Origin of the sequence: Phreatobacter sp., assembly GCF_052440005.1 — a bacterium.
Classification (GTDB): domain Bacteria; phylum Pseudomonadota; class Alphaproteobacteria; order Rhizobiales; family Phreatobacteraceae; genus Phreatobacter.
In genome coordinates, this window is record NZ_JBQVQL010000042.1 from 19,120 (window position 1) to 38,676 (window position 19,557).

Below are 19,557 nucleotides of genomic sequence, written 5' to 3' on the forward strand. Positions count from 1 at the left end.
ATCCCCACCGTCCGCCTCCATCCGTCGTTCCGTTCGGAGCCTCGGGTCCCCTCTCTTTACGCTGCCGTTACGGGCCGGAGGCCCCTTCCGCCTCGTCTCTTTACGCCCCTACGCCCTAGCCTCCGGCCGATCGTCAACCGGAGTTCCCCCATGTGGATCGACCTTCTGTTCCTCGCCGGCGGCCTCGCCGGCTTCGCCCTGATCGCCGCCGCAGTCACCGGCGCCGAGCGGGTGTGAGGCGGCCATGACCTTCGACATCGGCCTCGGCCTCGCCTTCGCGCTCTTCGCCTTCGGCTACCTGATGGTCGCCCTGCTGCGCCCCGAGCGCTTCTGAAAGCTCATTCCCATGACACCCGACCTCCTCCAGGCCGCGCTCTATGCGGCCGTCCTCGTCGCCGTCGCCGTACCGCTCGGCCTCTACATGGCTCGCGTCTTTGCGGGCGACGCCGCCTTCCTCGCCCCGCTGGAGCGGGCCGTTCTCGCCCCCGCCGGCGTGCGCGCCGGGGACGGCCAGCACTGGACGCGCTACGCTCTCTCCCTGATCGCCTTCAACGCGTGCGGCTTCCTCGTCCTGTTCCTCGTGCTGCGATTCCAGCACCTGCTGCCGCTGAACCCGCAGGGTTTCGACGGCGTCGCGGCGCATCTCGCCTTCAATACCGCCATTTCCTTCGTCACCAACACCAACTGGCAGTCCTACGGCGGCGAGACGACGCTCTCGCACCTGTCCCAGATGGCAGGCCTGACGACGCAGAACTTCGTCTCGGCCGCCTCGGGCATGGCGGCGGCGGCGGCGGTGGCGCGCGGCTTCGCCGGCCGGCAGGTGCGCACGATCGGCAACTTCTGGAGCGATATGGTGCGGGCGGTCCTCTACATCCTGCTGCCTCTGGCCATCGTGCTCGCCATCGTCTTCGTCGCCACCGGCATGCCGCAGACGCTCGCCGCCGCGGTCGACGCAACGACCGTCGAGGGTAGCCGCCAGACGATGGCGCTCGGCCCCGTCGCCAGTCAGGTCGCCATCAAGCAGCTCGGCACCAATGGTGGCGGCTTCTTCAACGTCAATTCGGCCCACCCGTTCGAGAACCCGACGGCGATCTCGAACCTCCTGTCGCTTCTCGCCATCCTCGCCCTGCCGGTCGCCTTCTGCTTCACCTATGGGCGCATGGTCGGCGACCGCCGCCAGGGCCTCGCGCTCTTCGCCGCCATGGGGGTGATGCTCGTCCTCGCCTTCGCCGCGCTCTATGCCGCCGAGAAGACGGGCAACCCGCTGCAGGCGGGCCTCATTGCGCCCGGCGCCGGCAATATGGAGGGCAAGGAGGTGCGCTTCGGCGTCATCGGCTCGGCCCTCTGGGCGGTTGCCACGACGGCGGCCTCCAACGGGTCGGTCAACGCCATGCACGACAGCCTCACGCCACTGGGTGGCCTCGTCGCCATGCTGCAGATGCAGCTTGGCGAGATCGTCTTCGGCGGTGTCGGAGTCGGCCTCACGGGCATGCTGCTCTTCGTCATCCTCACCGTCTTCCTCGCCGGGCTGATGGTCGGCCGCACGCCGGAATATCTCGGCAAGAAGATCGAGGCGCGCGAGGTGAAGCTCGCCGCCCTGACGCTGCTGGTCATGCCCATCGGCGCGCTGGCGCTGGCGGCCCTCGCCATCGTTACGGGTGCCGCGCAGGGTTCCGTCCAGGATGCCGGCCCGCACGGCCTGTCGGAGCTCCTCTACGCCTATTCCTCGGCAACGGGGAACAACGGCTCGGCCTTCGCCGGCTTCAACGCCAACGTGCCGTTCCACAACACGCTGCTCGGTCTCGCCATGCTCCTCGGGCGCTTCGGCTACATCGTGCCGATCCTGGCCATCGCCGGCTCGCTGGCGGCGAAGAAGACCGCCCCGGCCTCCGCGGGCACCTTCCCGACCCACGGCCCCGTCTTCGTCGTGCTGCTGGTGGTCACCATCCTGATCGTCGGCGCCCTCACCTTCCTGCCGGTTCTCGCCCTCGGCCCCATCGCCGAACAGGTGTCGATCCTCGCCGGCAAGACCTTCTGAAAGTCCCTGCCATGACCCAAGTCCCCACCCCGACGCCCGCGTCGTCGCCCGCGGCCGAGATCGGCCTGTTCGACGCCCGCATCCTGAAGGCCGCGAGCCTGCAGGCCTTCGCCAAGCTCGATCCGCGCGGCCTGGTGCGCAATCCCGTCATCTTCGTCACCGCGCTGGTGGCGGTGCTCGCCACCGTCCTCGCCGCCCGCGAGGTCGCCACCGGTGGCGTCAACGCCTTCATCGGCGTCCAGATCGCCGTTTGGCTGTGGTTCACGGTGCTCTTCGCCAACTTCGCGGAAGCTGTGGCCGAGGGCCGCGGCAAGGCGCGCGCCGACGCCTTCCGGGCGACGCGCTCCAACGCCCGCGCCAAGGTGCTGGTCGAGGCCGCACGCCGCGACGTCTGGCAGTCCAAGGACCTCGACGACGTCGCCATCGACGACCTCATCCTCGTCGAGGCCGGCGACACGATCCCGACCGACGGCGAGGTGATCGAGGGCGTCGCCTCGGTGGACGAGAGCGCCATCACCGGCGAGAGCGCCCCGGTCATCCGCGAATCCGGCGGCGACCGTTCCTCCGTCACCGGCGGCACCCGGCTCGTCTCGGACTGGCTGGTGGTGCGCGTCACCGCCCGCCAGGGCGAGACCTTCCTCGACCGGATGATTGCGCTGGTGGAAGGCGCCAAGCGCCAGAAGACGCCGAACGAGATCGCGCTCGACATCCTGCTCGCCGGCCTGACGCTGGTCTTCCTCTTCGTCGTGGTGACCTTACCCGTGTTCGCCTCGTGGTCGAACACCGAGATCCCCGTGATCTATCTCGCCGCCCTGTTCATCACACTGATCCCGACCACCATCGGCGGCCTGCTCTCGGCCATCGGCATCGCCGGCATGGACCGGCTGGTGAAGGCCAACGTGGTCGCCAAGTCCGGCCGCGCGGTGGAAGCCGCCGGCGACATCGACGTGCTTCTGCTCGACAAGACCGGCACGATCACCTTCGGCAACCGCATGGCGGATGCCTTCGACGCGCTGCCGGGTGTGACGGAGCGCGACCTTGCGGAGGCCGCCTGCCTCGCCTCGCTCGCCGACGACACGCCGGAGGGCAAGTCCATCGTCGATCTCGCCACCCGCAAGTTCGGCCTCGCGCCGACGGACCGCGCCGGCATGACCTTCGTACCCTTCACCGCGCAGACCCGCATGTCGGGCGTCGACCTGCCGGACGGCACCGCCATCCGCAAGGGCGCATCGGACGCCATGCTGCGGCTCGTGGGCCGGCCCGCCGAGCCCGCGCTCGACGCCATCGTGCGCCGCATCGCCATGAGCGGCGGCACACCGCTGGTGGTCGCCCGCGACAGCCGCATCCTCGGCGTCGTCCACCTCAAGGACATCGTCAAGCCAGGCATCCGCGAGCGCTTCGCCGAACTGCGCCGCATGGGCATCCGCACGGTGATGATCACCGGCGACAATCCGCTCACCGCAGCCGCCATCGCGGCGGAAGCCGGCGTCGACGACTTCCTGGCCGAGGCGACCCCGGAAAAGAAGCTCGAGCTGATCCGCAAGGAACAGGCCGACGGCCGCCTCGTCGCCATGTGCGGCGACGGCTCGAACGACGCGCCCGCCCTCGCCCAGGCCGATGTCGGCGTCGCCATGAATTCCGGCACGCCCGCGGCGAAGGAGGCCGGCAACCTCATCGACCTCGACAGCGATCCGACCAAGCTCATCGAGATCGTGCTGGTCGGCAAGCAGTTGCTGATCTCGCGCGGCGCGCTGACCACCTTCTCCATCGCCAACGACGTGGCGAAGTATTTCGCCATCCTGCCGGCGCTCTTCGTCACCGCCTATCCCGGCCTCGCCGTGCTGGACGTGATGGGGCTCGGGACGCCGCAATCGGCAATCCTCTCGGCGATCATCTTCAACGCGCTGGTCATCGTCGCGCTGATCCCCATCGCGCTGAAGGGCGTCTCCTACGTTCCGTCGTCCGCCTCCGCCCTGCTCGCCCGCAACCTCACGATCTACGGCCTCGGCGGCCTTGTCGTGCCCTTCATCGGCATCAAGCTGATCGACATCCTCGTCGATCTGCTGCGCCTCGCCTAAAGGAGGCTTTCATGCTCACCCTGCTGCGTCCCGCCCTCGTCCTGACGCTCCTGTTCACGCTTTTGACTGGTCTCGCCTATCCCCTGGCGATCACCGGCCTCGCCCAGGGGCTTCTGCCCCACCAGGCGAACGGCTCCCTGATCACGCGCGGCGAGCGCGTCGTCGGCTCCGAGCTGATCGGCCAGGCCTTCACCGGCCCGCGCTACATCCATGGCCGCCCCTCCGCCACGACGGCGGCCGATCCCGCCGACGCCACGAAGACCGTGGACGCGCCCTACAATGCCGCCGCCTCCGGCGGCTCCAACCTCGGCCCTTCGTCCAGGGCGCTCCTGGAGGCGGTGCAGGCCCGTGCGGCGGCCCTGGGCGTATCGCCGGCCCCGGCCGATCTCGTCACCGCCTCGGCCTCGGGCCTCGACCCGCACGTCTCGCCGGCCGCGGCGATGGCCCAGGCGGCCCGCGTCGCCGCCGCCCGCGGCGTCGCGGCGGCCAGGGTCGTGGCCCTGGTGCAACGCCACACGGAAGGGCGTAGTTTCGGCATCCTCGGCGAACCGCGCGTCAACGTCCTGGCGCTCAATCTCGCCCTCGACGCGGAACTGCCCTGAAGCGCATGCCGACGACCGAACCCGACCGCCCCGACCCGCAGGCCCTGCTCGACGCGCACAGGCGCGACGGGCGGGGCCGCCTCAAGGTCTTCCTCGGCGCCTCGCCCGGCGTCGGGAAGACCTTCGCCATGCTGGAGGAGGCGCGCCAGCGCCAGCGCGCCGGACGCGATGTGGTCGTGGCCCTGGTCGAGACCCACGGCCGGGCCGAGACGGCGGGGCTCCTCGCCAGCCTCGAGGTGCTGCCGCGCAAGAGCGTCTCCTACCGCGGGCAGGTGCTGGAGGAGCTCGACCTCGACGGCCTGCTCGCCCGCCGGCCGCAGCTCGCCCTGATCGACGAATTCGCCCACACCAATGCACCCGGTGCGCGCCACCCGAAGCGCTGGCAGGACGTGGTGGAGGTGCTGGACGCCGGCATCGACGTCACCACCACGCTCAACATCCAGCACATCGAGAGCCTCAACGACGTCGTCGCGAGCATCACCGGCGTGCGCGTGCAGGAGACCGTGCCGGACGAGGTGCTCCAGCAGGCGGACGAGATCGAGCTGATCGACCTGCCGCCGGAGGAGCTGATCGACCGTCTGCGCGAGGGGAAGGTCTATGTTCCCCAGCAGGTCGGCCGGGCGCTGGACAACTTCTTCAGCCGCGGCAATCTCACGGCCCTGCGGGAACTGGCGCTGCGAACGGCGGCGAGCCGGGTCGACGCCGACATGCTCAGCTACATGCAGGCCAATGCGGTCAAGGGCCCCTGGCCGACGCAGGAGCGCCTGCTGGTCTGCATCAACGAGGCGCCGGTGGCGAAGGCGCTGGTGCGCGCCGGCAAGCGCATGGCCGACCGGGCCCGCATCCCGTGGATCGTCGCCACCGTCGTCACCCCGCGGCACGAGGCGCTCGGCGAGGAGGCGCGCGGCGCCACGGCGGACGCGTTGCGCCTCGCGGAGACCCTCGGCGCGGAGGTCGTGACCCTCCAGACGGAGTCGGACGTCGCCTCGGAGCTCCTGGGGTTTGCAAGGAGCCGCAACGTTACGCGCGTCCTCATCGGCCGTCCCCGCAGCCGCTGGCCGCTCGGCCTGCTGCGCGAACCGGTCGCCGAGCGCATTCTCGACCGCGCGACCGATTTCGAGGTCACCGTCGTGGCGCACGGGGCGCGCGCGGCGCGCCGCCGCATCCTGGAGACGGAGCGCCTGCCGCAGTGGCGCCAGTGGGGACCGATCCTCGCCGAAACGGTGGGGGCCATGGCGGCGGCGACGCTGTTCGCCTGGCCCTTCTCTCCCCATCTGCCGGTGGCGTCCCTCGCGGTGGTCTACCTTCTCGCGGTATCGCTGGTAGCGTTCCGCCGCGGCCTCGCGGCCGCCCTGCTCGCCAGCGGCCTCGGCTTCCTCACCTACAATTTCTTCTTCACGACGCCCTACTATTCGCTGGCGGTCGAGCAGTCTGAATCGGTCATTGCGCTCCTCGTCTTCCTCATCAGCGCCGTTTTCACCGGAACCCTGGCGAGCCGGCTGAAGGCGCAGGTGGATTCGATGCGGGCGGCACAGCGGCGGACGGAAACGCTGTACGACTTCGCGCGCCGGATCGCTTCCGCCACGAAGGCCGACGACGTCCTCTGGGCAGCCGCCGCCCACATCGCCGCGACCCTCAACTGCCGCTCCCTGATCCTCATGCCCGACCGGTCCGGGGTTCTCGAACAGGTCCAGGGACACCCGTCCATCGACGAGCTCGACGCCAAGGCCGAGGGCGCTGCGCGCTGGGCCTTCGAGAAGAACGAGCCGGCCGGGGCCGGAACCACGACGCTGCCCACCGCGGACTGGCTGTTCGTGCCGCTGGCCACCGCAAGGACGATACTTGGCGTCATCGGCGTCCAGTTCCGCGACGCCGCTGCCGGGCTGAATCCGGAGACCAAGCGTCTGCTCCTCGCTGTCGAGGATCAGGTGGCGGTCGCCCTCGAACGCTTCACGCTGAGCGCCGATCTCGAGGACGCGCGGGTGCGCGCGGAGGGGGAGAAGCTGCGCGCCGCCCTGCTGAACTCCGTCAGCCACGACCTCAGAACGCCGCTCGTCACCGTGATCGGCGCCATCACCACGCTCGCCGACGCAGACACCGTGCTGAGCGCGGCCAACCGCGCCGAGCTGATCGGCACGGCCCTCGACGAGGCGCGGCGCCTCGACCGCTATGTCCAGAACCTCCTCGACATGACGCGGCTCGGCCATGGCGCACTGACGCCCAAGGCGCAGAGCGTCGACCTGCGCGAGGTGGTCGGCCGGGTGCGCGGCGACCTCGCGCGCATCCTCGCCGGCCACGACCTCGTCGTCGATATGGTGCGCGACCTGCCGCGGGCCCTGGTCGATCCCGTGCTGATCGGCCAGGCCCTGGCGAACGTCGTGGAGAACGCGGCGAAATATGGCCCTCCCGGCGGACGCATCACCATCGGCGGCACCGCCACTGGCGAAACGGTCACCCTGACCGTGACGGATGAGGGGCCCGGCATTCCCATGGCCGACCGCGAGCGGGTCTTCGACCAGTTCTACCGGGCGGCCCGTGGCGACGGCGCACCCTCAGGCACGGGCCTCGGCCTTGCCATCGTCCGCGGCTTCGTGGAAGCCCATGGTGGCCGCGTCGCCATCGACGCGGGGCCGGGGGGCCGCGGCAGCGCCATCGCCCTCACCCTGCCCCGCGCGCCGGCGAGCGAGCCGCCCGAGGAGGCGCGATGACCGAAAGTGGACAGCCGCTGCGCGTGCTGGTGGTGGAGGACGAGGCGCCGATCCGGCGGTTCCTCGGCATCATCCTCAGCAGCGCCGGCATGGTGGTGGAGGAGGCGGCGCGCGGCCGCGACGGCATCGCGCGCGCCGCGACGACGGCGCCCGACGTGGTCATGCTCGACCTCGGCCTGCCTGACATGGACGGCAAGGCGGTGGTCTCGGCGATCCGCGCGTGGTCGCAGGTGCCGATTCTCATCCTGTCGGTGCGCGATGGCGAGGGCGAGAAGATCGCCGCCCTCGACGCGGGTGCCGACGACTATGTGACGAAGCCCTTCGCCACCGGGGAACTGCTGGCACGGCTGCGGGCGCTGACCCGCAGCCGCCGGCCCGTTGTGGCCGAGACGCCAGCAGTGACGATCGGCACGCTCGCCATCGACCTCGCCAAGCGGAGCGTGACCCTGCAGGGCGCCGAGGTGAAACTGACACGCAAGGAATACGACGTGCTGGCGCTCCTCGCCCGCCATCACGGGCGGCTCGTCACCCACCGGCAGCTGTTGACCACCATCTGGGGTCCGGCCCACGTCGAGGACACGCATTACCTGCGCATTGCCGTCGGACACATCCGCGACAAGCTGGGCGACGACGCGGCCGATCCGCGTTTCATCCTGACGGAACCCGGGGTCGGTTACCGGTTGAAGTGATGCCCGCGTGCCCGCGTGCCCGCGTGCGGTGGCGCGTGTCGTTCAACGCAGGCTCGGTGGGCAAAGGCACCGTCACCTTCGCCCCGCGCACCCATAGGGCCGGACACGTCTGTTGACTGGCAAGCTGATTCAGCGCTGCCCGTTCCGCGCCAGCCAGGCCCGCATCTCCCCGATCTCGCGCTCCTGCTCGCGGATGATGTCGGCCGCCCACTTGCGGGTCTGCTCGTCCTTGCCGTGCTCCAGCACCACCTTGGCCATGTCGATGGCGCCCTGGTGATGGGGGATCATGCCGCGGACGAAGTCAGCGTCGGCATTGCCGGAGAAGCGAATGTCCATGTCCCGGTGCATGCGGTCGTTGGCGGCCCGGAAGGCGGCAACCGAGGGATGCTCGCCGGCGGCCGGCGCGGCAGCCGAACCGCCGCGCTGGTGGGGAGCGGGAGCCGCACCCTGCTGCGCCGGCGCCGGTGCCGTCGAGCCCTGGTGGCCCTGGCCGTGGTGACCCTGGCCGTGATGACCCTGGCCGTGATGGCCCTGGCCATGCTGCTGGGCCGTGGCGAGCCCGACGCTGCCGAGAAGCAGCGCGCCGGCGACGAGGGAAGCGGAGATGGCGGGTGTCATGGCGGTGTCCTTGTCTGTGGAGGGGCCGAGACGGCTCAGAAGCGCGCCTGAACCGTGGCGCCTTGGGGCGAGGTGATCTGGACGGCGCCGCGCACGCCGGCCGGGACGGCGACGGGAGCCGTGCCGACGAGGCGTGACCCGCCGGCCGGCTGCAGGGGGAACCGCACGGTCTGGCCGCCGACCACCAGGATCGCGGTGGCGCGGAAGCCGACAGCCGGGATCGGCTTGTCGTTGGCGTCGCTCATGTGCACGACCACTTCGGGCGTGCCCTTGGCGACCAGTTCGGCGTGATACTGGCTGCCGGCGTCGACGACCTTGCCGCCGTTCGGGCCCTGCCGGGCCTCGTGGGCAAGCACGGTGCCTGCCGTCAGCATCAGGGCGAGGGCGGCAGCTCTCCAATGGTTCATGGGTCTCTCCTTTTCGGATGTCAGTAGGTTTCGACGGGTCTGGTGGCGGCGCCGGTCTCGTCACGGGTCGTGCGCGCCTCGGCGACCAGACGCTCCAGCGACGCGCGGCCGTATCGGAGGACCAGCATCGGGGTGAGCAGCGTGTCGAGCAGGGTGGCGCTGACGAGGCCGCCGAAGATAGTGACGGCGACCGGGTGTAGGATCTCCTTTCCCGGCGCGGAAGGGTCGATCATCAGCGGCACCAGGGCGACGCCGGCCGACAGGGCCGTCATCAGCACCGGCGTGAGGCGCTCGAGACTGCCGCGGACGACGAGGTCGCGGCCGAAGGGCGTGCCCTCGTGGATCGCCAGGTTGATGATGTGGCTGATCTTCAGGATGCCGTTGCGGGTGGCGATGCCGGTGAGGGTGATGAAGCCGATCATCGAGGCCACCGACAGCGGCTGCCCGGCGATCCACAGCGCCACCACCGACCCGATGAGCGCCAGCGGGACGCTCGCCATGATGATGGCGACGAAGACCACCGAACGGTAACGCGCGAAGAGGATGGCGAAGACCATGGCGAGGGAGACGATCGACAGGAGGCCGATCGTCCGCATCGATTCCTCCTGCGCCTGGAACGTGCCCTCGAGGCTGGCGAAGAAACCCGTCGGCAGGCGCGTCGCGGCCAGTACGTCGCGCACCCCTGCGATCACGGCGGCCATGTCGGCACCGCCATCGGCATTGGCGAGGACCACCACTCGCCGGCGGCCGTTCTCCCGCAGGATCTGGTTGGGACCGTCGGTCTCGACGACATCGGCGAACTGGCGGACGGGGACCCAGCCGGCGGGTGTCTGGATCAGCAGGTCGGCCAGGCCCTGGGTCGTGCGCTGGAGGTCGTCCAGCCTCAGGACGACGTCGAAGCGGCGGTTGCCGTCGACAATGCGGGACACGACCCGGCCGTTGGACAGGCGCTCGAGCTGCTCGGTAACGGCGGCCGGCTGGATGCCGTAGAGCGCGGCGCGGCGATAGTCGACGATGACCTCGAGCTGGGGCACGCGCACCTGTCGCTCGACCTGGAGGTCGACGATCCCGGGGATGGCCGCCAGCTTCTGCCTCGTCTCCTCGGCGAGCGACCGCAGGGTGTCGAGATCATCGCCGAAGATCTTCAGGGCGATCTGCGCCCGCACGCCGGAGAGCATGTGGTCGAGGCGGTGGGAGATCGGCTGGCCGATATTGGTCGCCACCGGCAGGACCGCGAGCCGGGAGCGGATGTCGGCGATGATCGTGTCCTTGGGGCGACCGGGCTTCAGTGCCACCTCGACCTCGGAGGCATGCACGCCCTCGGCATGCTCGTCGAGCTCGGCCCGGCCCGTGCGCCGGCCGACGCGCTCCACCTCCGGCACTTCCAGGATCAGGCGCTCGGCGATGAGGCCGACGCGGTGGCTCTCGGCCAGCGAAATGCCCGGGTTGAACAGCATGTTGATGGTGAGCGTGCCCTCGTTGAAGGGCGGCAGGAAGGAGCGCGGCAGCTGCACGGCGAGCGCTCCCGCGCCGAGGACCGCGGCCAGAGTCGCCGCCATGAGCAGGCGCGGCCGACGAAAGGCCGCGTCGAGCGCCATGCGGTTTCCGGCCTTGAGCTTGCGGACGAGCCAGCTCTCGCGCTCGTCCAGCCTGCGCATGCGGGGCAGCAGGTAATAGGCCATCACCGGCGTCAGCGTGACCGCGACGACGAGGCTCGCCAGGATCGAGATGATGTAGGCCTGGCCCAGCGGCGCGAAGAGGCGGCCCTCGATGCCCGAGAGGGCGAAGAGGGGCACGAAGACGAGGACGATGATCATCGTCGCGTAGACGATGCCTGAGCGGACCTCCTGGCTCGCCGCCACGACGACGGCGAAGGCGGACCGCGGATTGCCGGCCTCGCGGTTCTCCCGAAGGCGCCTGAGGATGTTTTCCACGTCCACGACGGCATCATCCACCAGCTCGCCGATGGCGATGGCGAGGCCGCCGAGCGTCATGGTGTTGATCGACAGCCCCATCACCTGGAAGACGATGGCCGTCATCAGGATGGAGACGGGAATGGCGGTGAGCGAGATCACCGTCGTCCTCAGGTTGAGGAGAAAGACGAAGAGGATGACGGCGACGACGGCGATGGCCTCGACCAGCACCTTCATGACGTTGTCGATGGAGGTCTGGATGAAGGTCGCCTGGCGGAACAGGACCTGGTCGGCCCTGATGCCCGCAGGCAGCGTTGCGGCGATGTCGCGGAGCGCCCCCTCGATCGCGCCGGTGAGGCGGATGGTGTCGACGCCGGGCTGCTTCTCGACCGAGACGATGACCGCGGGCCGCCCCTGGTAACCGCCCTCCCCCCGCTTCACCCGCGCCGCGTAGCCGACTTCGGCGACCTGCCCGAGCAGCACGGGCTGGCCGGAGACGCTCGCCACCACGAGCGTCCTGAGGTCGTCGAGGCTGCGGCTGCGACCGACGTTGCGGATGAGGAACTCCCGGCTGTACTGGTCGGTGAAGCCGCCGCCGGTATTCGTGCCGAACTGGGAGAGCGCCCGCTCGACCTGCTCGAGGCTGACGCCGGAAGCGCGCATGGCAGCCGAATTCGGAGAAACCCGGAATTGGCGCACCTCCCCGCCGATGGGGATCACCTGGGCGACGCCGGGGATGGCGAGCAGCCGCGGCCGGATGGTGAAGTCGGCGAGCTCGCGCATGTCCATGGGCGACACCGTGTCCGGTCCGGTGACCGCCACGAGCATGATCTGGCCCATGATCGAGTTGATCGGCCCCATCTGCGGCACGACGCCGGCCGGAAGTTGCGGCTGGATCAGCGACAGCCGCTCGGCGATCTGCTGGCGGTTGCGGAAGATGTCCGTGCCCCAGTCGAACTCGACATAGACGATGGACAGCCCGATGCCCGACGTGGAGCGCACGCGGGAGACACCCGGCAGGCCGTTCATCTGCGTCTCGATGGGATAGGTGACGAGCTGCTCGACCTCGGGCGGCGCCAGACCCTCCGCCTCGGTCATGATGGTGACCGTCGGCCGGTTGAGGTCGGGGAAGACGTCCACAGGCAGGCGCGAGGCCGTCATCGCGCCGTAGATCACGAGGATCGCGGCGATCGCGAGGACGAAGATCCGGTTCTTCAGCGACTGGGTGACGAGGGCGTTGAACATGCACGGCCCTCAGCGGATCTGGTTCAGGAGTTCGGCACCCTGCACGACGATGCGCCGGCCCGGCCCCAGCCCCGAGACGGCGAGGACCCGCGCCGCATCCAGCGGTTCGACGCGGATCTCCCGCGGAACGAAGCGCTCGGCATTGCCATGCTCGTAGACGATCGCCTGGCCATTGGCGCCGCGCACCACCGCGGTTCGCGGCAGGGCGATGCCGCGCCGCTCCTGCGTGCTGCGGGCGAGGACCGTGAGCAACTGGCCGGGCCGCAGGGCGCCCGCCTCCCCCTCGATGCTGAACTGGACCGGGACGGCCTGGTTGCGGTCGGCGAGACCGCTGCCGCGGTGGAGCAGCCTCAGCGTGCCGCCGTCGGCCATGCGGCCCGACGCTTCGCCGGCGAAGGCATGGACGTCGTAGCTCAGAGCCTCCACCCAGAGGGCGTCGGGATCGATGATGAAGAAGACGGCCGTTCCGGGATCGGCGATCTGGCCCGCGATCGCCTGGGCGGAGGCGATGACGCCGCCGACCGGGGCCATGAGCCGCTCCGGCTCGCGCTGGGCCCGGTCGAGATTGGCCCTGCGGATGCGCAGACCCGCGAGTTCCAGCTCGGAATCCTCGATCTGCGCGCGGGCCACCCACCGACTGGATCTGCCGAACCCGCTCCAGCCGCCGCTCCACCAGGGTGATCTGCTGGTCGAGTTCGCGGGCCTGCTGCTGCTGGGTGGTGGCGTCGGCAGAGTTGATCGCGGGCTGCACCAGGGCGAGCAGGTCACCGGCGGCGACACGCGCTCCGAGCCGTGGAAAGCCCCCCGGAGGCGGCAGGAGGCGGCCGGCGACAGAAGCCTGGACGGACCCGGCCCGATTGGGATCGGGAATGACCCGGCCGGGCAACTCGACGCTGCGGGGGTGGATGTTCTCCTCGGTGAAGAGCGTGCGGATCGCGAGGATTCGCTGGGTCGGTTTCGGCACGAAGACGGCACCGTCCGGAAAGCGCTGGGCGAGGTCGCGCGACGCCGTGGCGGCCGCTCCCGCCGGCACGGGACCGGGTGAGGCGGCGAAAACGCGGTCCGGCGCGGCGAGGCCCAATGCCAGGACGAGGGCCGCCGCGGCGGGACGGCGGCGCAGCAGGAACGCCAGCAGGAACCCGGCCGCGAAGGCCGCGGCGACAGCGCCGTAGACGGTCCACCCGCCGTCGGCGATGCGGTGACGAAGGTCCGCGGCAAGGGCGCCGTCGATGAAGGAGCCCCAGCCGCCGGCTGAAGGCGGCGGCGGAGCGGCCGGTGCGGGCATGGTCAAGGTGGCGGTGAGAACGTCGACGATGCCCCTCGCCTGCACGGTGACCGCGAGGGCATGGTCGCCGGCCGTCGCGAGCCACGGCGCCGGCAGGACATAGCCGCCTGATCCATCGGGCTCGGCCTTCACCGTTCCCTCCGGCCCGTCGATCTCGATGGCGGCGTCGGTCACCGGCTCGTTGCCGCGGAAGGTGTCGAGATAGATCTGGAGCCGACCGTCGCGAGCGACGATGACCATTTCGAAGTCCTCGGACGAGGCATCGGCGCGCGGGGCGATCGTCGCGGAAACCGGCGGCGGCGGCGCCCCATGGTCATGGCCCTCATGAGCCGCAGCCGGCGCGGCAAGCGTCAGGGAGAAGAACAGGATGGTGAGGAAGTGGCGGATCGTCATGCCACCGGACTAGCGACCGCCCCGCCACATGACATTGCGTGATGGTTACAGATTGTGTCAGCCGCGAGGGCCGCCTTCCGGCAGGGCTACGGTGACGGCGAGGCCGCCGCCTGGCCTTTCCCCGAGCGACAGCATGCCGCCATGACCCTCGACGATGGCGCGGGCGATGGGCAGGCCGAGGCCGAAGCCGCCGGTGGACTGGTTTCGCGACGGCTCCAGCCGGACAAAGGGTGCCATGGCCCTGTCGACGTCGGCGGGTGCGATCCCCGGGCCATCGTCACGGATCGACACGAGGAAGCGGTCGCCCTCCCGCGCCACGGCAACCTCGACGCTCCCGGCGTATTTGACGGCGTTCTCGACGAGGTTGCCGAAGGCGCGCTTCAGAGCGAGGTGCCGGCCGGCGATGACGGCGGAGGGAAGTCCGCCGAGCTCGATCGGGCGGCCGCGATCGGTGAAGTCGTCGGCAATGGTCTGGAGGATCGCCACGAGGTCGACGCTGCGAATCTCCTCGTCGGCCCTCTCACCGCGCAGATAGGCGAGCGTCTGGTCGATCATGCGCTCCATGTCGTCGAGGTCGGCGGCGATCGCCGCCCGCGTGGGGTCGGTCAGGTCCTCGATGCGGAAACGCAGCCGCGTGATCGGCGTCTTGAGGTCATGGCTGACGGCGGCGAGCGCCTGCGTCCGGTCGTCGATCAGCGAGGCGATGCGCTTCTGCATGTCGTTGAAGGCGGCAGCGAGGTCGCGCACCTCGCGTGGCCCGGACTCCGGCAGCGGCGTGACCGATCGGGTACGATAGAAGCCCTTCGCCGCGTCTGCGAAGAGCGACAGCGGGCGCGTCAGCCATCCGACCAGCAGCACCGATACGAGAAGGGCGCCGAGGGCCATCAGCGAGGTGGACAGCAGCGTGCCGTGGGACCCGGCGGCGCGCACGGGCGGCGCGACGAGGCCGACATTCACCCAGCTCTGGTCGGGAAGCCGCATGGAAACCAGGGCGAGATGCGGATCGTCGGCACCGCGGCGGTGGGCACCGATGACGAGGCCGTCCTCGGCGAGTTCGGGCAGGACCTCGCGCAGCCGGCGGCCGAGGTTCTCCCACCGGGACGCGTCCCCTCCCCCGGACATCGCATGTTCCGTGAGGCTCCAGTGGGCGTCCACCGGCCCGCCGGAGAGATCGTGGGCGACCGCCTCGCGCTCCGTCGGCGGCACGCGCATGACGGCCCGCTTGATCGCGAGCAGCCGGTCGGCGAGCCGCGCGTCGCTGGACAGCGCGACCTCGCGGTCGAGGCTGATCTGGTAGGTCCAGAGGCTGACCAGATGGACGACGCCGATGCCGAGCAGGACGACCAGCACGGTGCGGGCCGTCAGGCTGTCGAAACGCGCCACCAGGGCGGCGAGGCGCGTGGGCGGGCGGGGGTCAAAAGCGGGCGACATCGGCGGTGAACATGTAGCCGGCGCCGCGGACCGTCTTGATGAGGTCGGCGGGCCCGCCGATCTTGCGGCGCAGCCGGCTGACCTGGACGTCGATCGTGCGGTCAAAGGCGTCCGAGGTCCGATTGCGGGCGGCGTCGAGGAGAAAGTCACGGGACAGGACGCGCTGCGGCGCCTCCAGAAACGCCAGCAGCAGATCGTACTCCCCGGTCGACAGGTCGACGACGACTCCCGCAGGGTTCGTCAGCTCGCGCTTCAGCGTGTCCAGCCGCCAGCCGTCGAAGGCAAAGCCGCGTCCCGCCCGGTCGGCCTGCGCGCCGCCCCCGCGCGAGCGCCGGAGGACGGCATTCACCCGCGCCAGCAGTTCACGGGGGTTGAAGGGCTTCGGCAGGTAGTCGTCCGCCCCGACCTCGAGGCCGATGATGCGGTCGATGTCGTCGCCTTTGGCCGTGAGCATCACGACAGGAATGGAGGACGTCCGCCGCAGGTTGCGGCACAGGTCCAGGCCGCTGGTGCCGGGCAGCATCAGGTCGAGGACGATCAGATCCACGGGCGTGCGGCCGAGCGCCTCGGTCATTTCCACGCCATTGCGCGCCGTGTGAACACGAAAGCCGTTGCCACGGAGGAATTTCGCCACGAGCGACAGGATCTCGCCGTCGTCATCCACGACGAGGAGCGAGGCAGCGTCGACGACCGGGCTGGTGGGTGTTTCCAAGAACGGCAAATCCTCTGATCGCGCCTTTGGCCTAACCCGCGCCATGTATCGGGTCGTCTCGGCACTGTAACAGACGATTGCAGGCCCGGTCCCCGGCAGCGCCGTCCGCTGTCGTTCCTCAAGCAGAGATCGATGGGCCGAAGTCAACCGGCATGCCCGTGGGGGATCGCCTTCCGGTCGCCGGGCCTCCGTGTCGTGGTGCTTACGGGCTCAACGGGGAGGTCCCGGCCGGTAGATGCCGCCTCCGAAGGCGCCGATCTCACGTCGGGTGGTCCGGTCGAGAACGCGGAGCGCGAGCGGGGTGCCCCAGCGCCCCGAGGCGCAGTGGACGATATCGGCCAGATCCTGGCGGAAGGACTGGGCCACCGACTGCCACCACGCGGCATCGACCGTCAGCACATGGCCGCGCTCGTCGAGGGTCGGCTCGTCCATCACCCCGGAGGCACGACCGCGGGCGATGTTGTTGCGCGATCCATCCCGGTCGCAGGCGCGCTGGGGAGCGGGTCCCGGTTGGGCCGGGGCGGTCTGAGCGACCTGCGGCATGGCCGGAGGCGGAGACTGAGCGGCAGGGGCTGCCGGCAGCGTCGCCGGTGCCGGCGTCTGGGAAGCGACCGCGGATGAAGCACTGCTCGCGCAGAAGCGCTCCCAGACCAGCAGGTAGTTGTCGAAGAACTCGTAGAAGTTCGATTCCGGAGTCATGAGCTCGGCGCTGCCCCCAGGCCATGGGTAACGCATGACGTCGTTGCCGGCGCGGAAGCGGGTGACCTCCCAGAAGGCGCCCGGCCGAACGTTCAGGTTGGGGCCTTCGCGGGTCACCGATCGGGCGAACCGCTGCAGATCGATCACCTGCTCCGAGGCGACCCGGGCCGACGGCCCGTCCTCGATTTCCCGGATCCGAATCATCGCGCAGGATGGCGCGTGGACTTCGACGACGCCCCGCTGTGCCGGTTCGGCGTGGATCACCTGACTGACGCGCAGGCGCCCGCGGCCGGGCTCTGTCAGGGTGAAGTCGGCAGGATCATATTCGAAGATGCCCAGAGAGTGGGCCACTGCCATGGCTTCGACGAGGCTGCGCAGTTTCGGATAGAGCCGCATCCCCAGCGCTGCGGCCAGTTTGTCGCCTCTGGCGTCGATGGCCGCAGCGCCCGCGATGCTGCCGCTCAGCGCGATCAACTGGGTCCGATCGGAATCCTTGTAGGACATGATCCACAGATGCAGGCCGGCAGGCCCGATCGTGGGGCAGTCCAGCGTATGGACGACGAAGCTGAGCTGGTTCTCGGTCAACTCGCCCCGCTCGCGCAGGGGACCACAGGATGCCCGAAACGAACTGATGAAGCTGTTCGTCATGAGTGGCAATGTCGCCACCGCGGGAACCTGCTCCGTCACCGAGATCGAAAAGGCGGGCAAGGCTGGATCGGCCGTTCGCGCGTTGAAGAGCGTCGCGGCGCGGCCCGGCTCGATCTGGGTCACCCCCTCGAGCGCCTCGGTCAGGGTGCTGCGCACCCACTGAAGCAGAGCGGGACCGCTCGGCAATGGCGTCAGCTTGGCGGAACCTTGGGCGGCTGCGGGGCCCGAGAGGCAGAGCACGGCCAAGCAAAGCGTGAATATGCGCATGGTGCCTCCTGTCGCTCAGCACATGTCTGCATGGATGGGCCGGGGCCCGGCGCCTGTGAAACCTGGCCTGCAGGTCATGGGAGCGGCCTGGATGTCGTGGAAGGCATCGACGGCGCTGCGCCAGCTGGCGCCGGCACGGTCAGGCCCGACACCGGCGAGGCGGTCGCGCAGAAGCGCTCCCAGGCCAGCAACAGCGAATCCAGCTCCGCATGATTGGGGGAGTCAGGCGCCAGGCTGCCATCTTCAACCGCCAGCGGAATGGTCATGGGATTGGGCGACGACACGAGGCGGGTGAGAGTCCCATAGGCTCCTGCACGCAGGACCAGGTCAGGACCTTGCCGCGTCACCAGGGTGGCAAGCCGCTGCAGATCGATGGTGATCTCGGAATCAACGGTGACGGGAGGCCCGTCCTCGATTTCCCGCATGCGGACCGCGCTGCAGGAGGGCGCGGTCACTTCCCAGGTGCCGGGCTTCCCCGTCAGGATCATCGACTTGACGCGAAGCCGCGCGCGCCCTTCGCCAAGCAGCGAGAACTGCGACGGGTCATACTCATGGAGATCGCCCGCATGCGCCTGCGCGACCGCCAGCGCTTCCGGCAGGCTGCGGGGGGTGGGATAGATGCGCATGCCCAGCACTGCCGCGAACCTGTCTCCGCGCGCGTTGATGGCCGCAGCGTGCTCGATGTTCCCGACCATCGCGATCAACTGGGCACGGTCGCTGTCCTTGTAGGCCATGATCCAATAGTAATTGGCGCGCGACGTGGACCGCGGACATTCGACGGTGTGGATCTCGAAGAAGATCGCGTATTCGGCCAACTCGCCACGCCGGCGCAGCGGATCGCAGGAGGCGCGGAACCTGCTGATGAACTCGGCCGTCAAGACCTCGGTGGCTACCGGCCCCTGTTCAAGCGCGGTGAGGGCGAACACCGGCAGAGCGGGGTCGGTGGTCCGGACAATGAACACGTTCGGATTGTCGTCGCGCTCGATCCCCGTCATACCGTCGAGCAGCTCGGCGAGGGTCGTGCGTACCCAGTCGAGCAGGGCGGGACCACTTGGCAACGGCGTGAGCTTGCCGGAGCCCTGCGCGGGGGCGGGGCCCGCCAGCATGACCATCGCCAGCCAGAGGACGAGGATGCGCATCGCTACTCCTGCCGCTCCGGACATGTGTCCATCGTGAGGTGCAAGACGGCGGGGGGCTGGACGCCGCCCCATGCCGGTCGAGGCCACGCCGGACGTGGCTCCGGTGAAAGCTGCGCTGGCCGGCCGGCGGGAGCGAAGTCCACCATCGCCACTACCACGGCAGCGACACAGGTGAGGCGCAACAGGTGCGAGACGCACTGGTCGGAGAGAAATTCGCCAGAATGAAGCCGATCGCATTGCCCGCCGAGGCGAAGACATCCTCGCCCACGGTGAAGGCCAGTTCATAGCGCCGGCCCTCGCTGAAGAGTTCGGCGACCACCATGCGCAGCCTCGGCCGATCGCCCACCGGCGAGGTCATGGTGGCGACGTAGACGTGGGCGGGGCCGGCCGGCAGCATCACGACAGACCTCTGTTCAAGGCTGAAGTCCGCGAATGCCGCGCGGTCGGCGGCCGTCACCTCCGCGGCCGGGCGCCGCGCGGCGGTCTGGGCACTGGCCCCGGCGGTTGCGGGCCCAATCTTCAACGTGACCTGGAACAGCGCCGAGCTGTGGTCCAGGAACAGCTCGGCGCTGGGATCCGCCGACTGCTGGAACTCGTCCGGAAAGGACAAGCTGTAGGGCTTGTCACGCATCAACCCGCGCACGGTCCGGACCTGGACGTCGCCGGTCGGGTTGGCGGCTGCCGG

Annotated in this window: 15 protein-coding genes; 6 read left to right on the top strand and 9 right to left on the bottom strand. The window is 69.9% G+C overall.

Annotation, left to right across the window (positions count from 1 at the left end; translation table 11 throughout):
- Window positions 1–244 precede the first annotated feature (244 nt).
- Genes kdpF through ACT6XY_RS12060 form a run of 6 tightly spaced genes read left to right on the top strand, consistent with a single transcriptional unit; the run spans window position 245 to window position 8,115 of the window.
- Window positions 245–334: a K(+)-transporting ATPase subunit F gene (gene kdpF, locus ACT6XY_RS12035; RefSeq protein WP_108176097.1), complete on the top strand. Its 90-nt coding sequence runs from the start codon at window positions 245–247 to the stop codon at window positions 332–334.
- A 12-nt stretch (window positions 335–346) separates the two neighbouring features.
- Complete coding sequence (gene kdpA, locus ACT6XY_RS12040) at window positions 347–2,038, top strand: potassium-transporting ATPase subunit KdpA (protein ID WP_444748561.1); 1,692 nt, start codon at window positions 347–349, stop codon at window positions 2,036–2,038.
- Between the two features lie 11 nt (window positions 2,039–2,049).
- Complete coding sequence (gene kdpB / locus ACT6XY_RS12045) at window positions 2,050–4,116, top strand: potassium-transporting ATPase subunit KdpB (RefSeq protein WP_444748562.1); 2,067 nt, start codon at window positions 2,050–2,052, stop codon at window positions 4,114–4,116.
- Between the two features lie 11 nt (window positions 4,117–4,127).
- Complete coding sequence (gene kdpC, locus ACT6XY_RS12050; RefSeq protein ID WP_444748563.1) at window positions 4,128–4,718, top strand: potassium-transporting ATPase subunit KdpC; 591 nt, start codon at window positions 4,128–4,130, stop codon at window positions 4,716–4,718.
- A 5-nt stretch (window positions 4,719–4,723) separates the two neighbouring features.
- A complete protein-coding gene (locus tag ACT6XY_RS12055; RefSeq protein WP_444748564.1) occupies window positions 4,724–7,426 on the top strand; it encodes an ATP-binding protein in 2,703 nt (900 codons plus the stop codon).
- The gene (locus ACT6XY_RS12060; RefSeq protein WP_444748565.1) at window positions 7,423–8,115 is read left to right on the top strand and encodes a response regulator; all 693 of its coding nucleotides are present in this window, start codon (window positions 7,423–7,425) and stop codon (window positions 8,113–8,115) included. Before ACT6XY_RS12055 ends, ACT6XY_RS12060 begins: the two co-directional genes overlap by 4 nt.
- A 129-nt stretch (window positions 8,116–8,244) precedes the next feature.
- On the opposite strand, the gene copM is transcribed toward ACT6XY_RS12060, so the two are convergent.
- The 9 genes from copM to ACT6XY_RS12105 all read right to left on the bottom strand — a co-directional run.
- The gene (gene copM, locus ACT6XY_RS12065; RefSeq protein WP_444748566.1) at window positions 8,245–8,733 is read right to left on the bottom strand and encodes a CopM family metallochaperone; all 489 of its coding nucleotides are present in this window, start codon (window positions 8,731–8,733) and stop codon (window positions 8,245–8,247) included.
- A 35-nt stretch (window positions 8,734–8,768) separates the two neighbouring features.
- The gene (locus ACT6XY_RS12070) at window positions 8,769–9,140 is read right to left on the bottom strand and encodes a hypothetical protein (protein ID WP_444748567.1); all 372 of its coding nucleotides are present in this window, start codon (window positions 9,138–9,140) and stop codon (window positions 8,769–8,771) included.
- Between the two features lie 20 nt (window positions 9,141–9,160).
- Window positions 9,161–12,298 (bottom strand): efflux RND transporter permease subunit, encoded by a 3,138-nt coding sequence (locus tag ACT6XY_RS12075; RefSeq protein WP_444748568.1) that lies wholly within the window; start codon window positions 12,296–12,298, stop codon window positions 9,161–9,163.
- 9 nt (window positions 12,299–12,307) lie between these two features.
- A complete protein-coding gene (locus ACT6XY_RS12080; protein ID WP_444748569.1) occupies window positions 12,308–12,928 on the bottom strand; it encodes an efflux RND transporter periplasmic adaptor subunit in 621 nt (206 codons plus the stop codon).
- 1,105 nt (window positions 12,929–14,033) lie between these two features.
- Window positions 14,034–15,407, bottom strand: coding sequence for an ATP-binding protein (locus ACT6XY_RS12085; RefSeq protein WP_444748570.1), 1,374 nt, complete (start codon window positions 15,405–15,407; stop codon window positions 14,034–14,036).
- The gene (locus tag ACT6XY_RS12090) at window positions 15,391–16,119 is read right to left on the bottom strand and encodes a response regulator (RefSeq protein WP_444748571.1); all 729 of its coding nucleotides are present in this window, start codon (window positions 16,117–16,119) and stop codon (window positions 15,391–15,393) included. The genes ACT6XY_RS12085 and ACT6XY_RS12090 overlap by 17 nt, the downstream gene beginning before the upstream one ends.
- 210 nt (window positions 16,120–16,329) lie before the next feature.
- Window positions 16,330–17,733 (bottom strand): hypothetical protein, encoded by a 1,404-nt coding sequence (locus ACT6XY_RS12095; protein ID WP_444748572.1) that lies wholly within the window; start codon window positions 17,731–17,733, stop codon window positions 16,330–16,332.
- Between the two features lie 74 nt (window positions 17,734–17,807).
- A complete protein-coding gene (locus ACT6XY_RS12100; RefSeq protein WP_444748573.1) occupies window positions 17,808–18,872 on the bottom strand; it encodes a hypothetical protein in 1,065 nt (354 codons plus the stop codon).
- A 151-nt stretch (window positions 18,873–19,023) separates the two neighbouring features.
- The coding region (locus tag ACT6XY_RS12105; RefSeq protein WP_444748574.1) for a hypothetical protein at window positions 19,024–19,557 on the bottom strand (534 nt) is incomplete at its 5' end.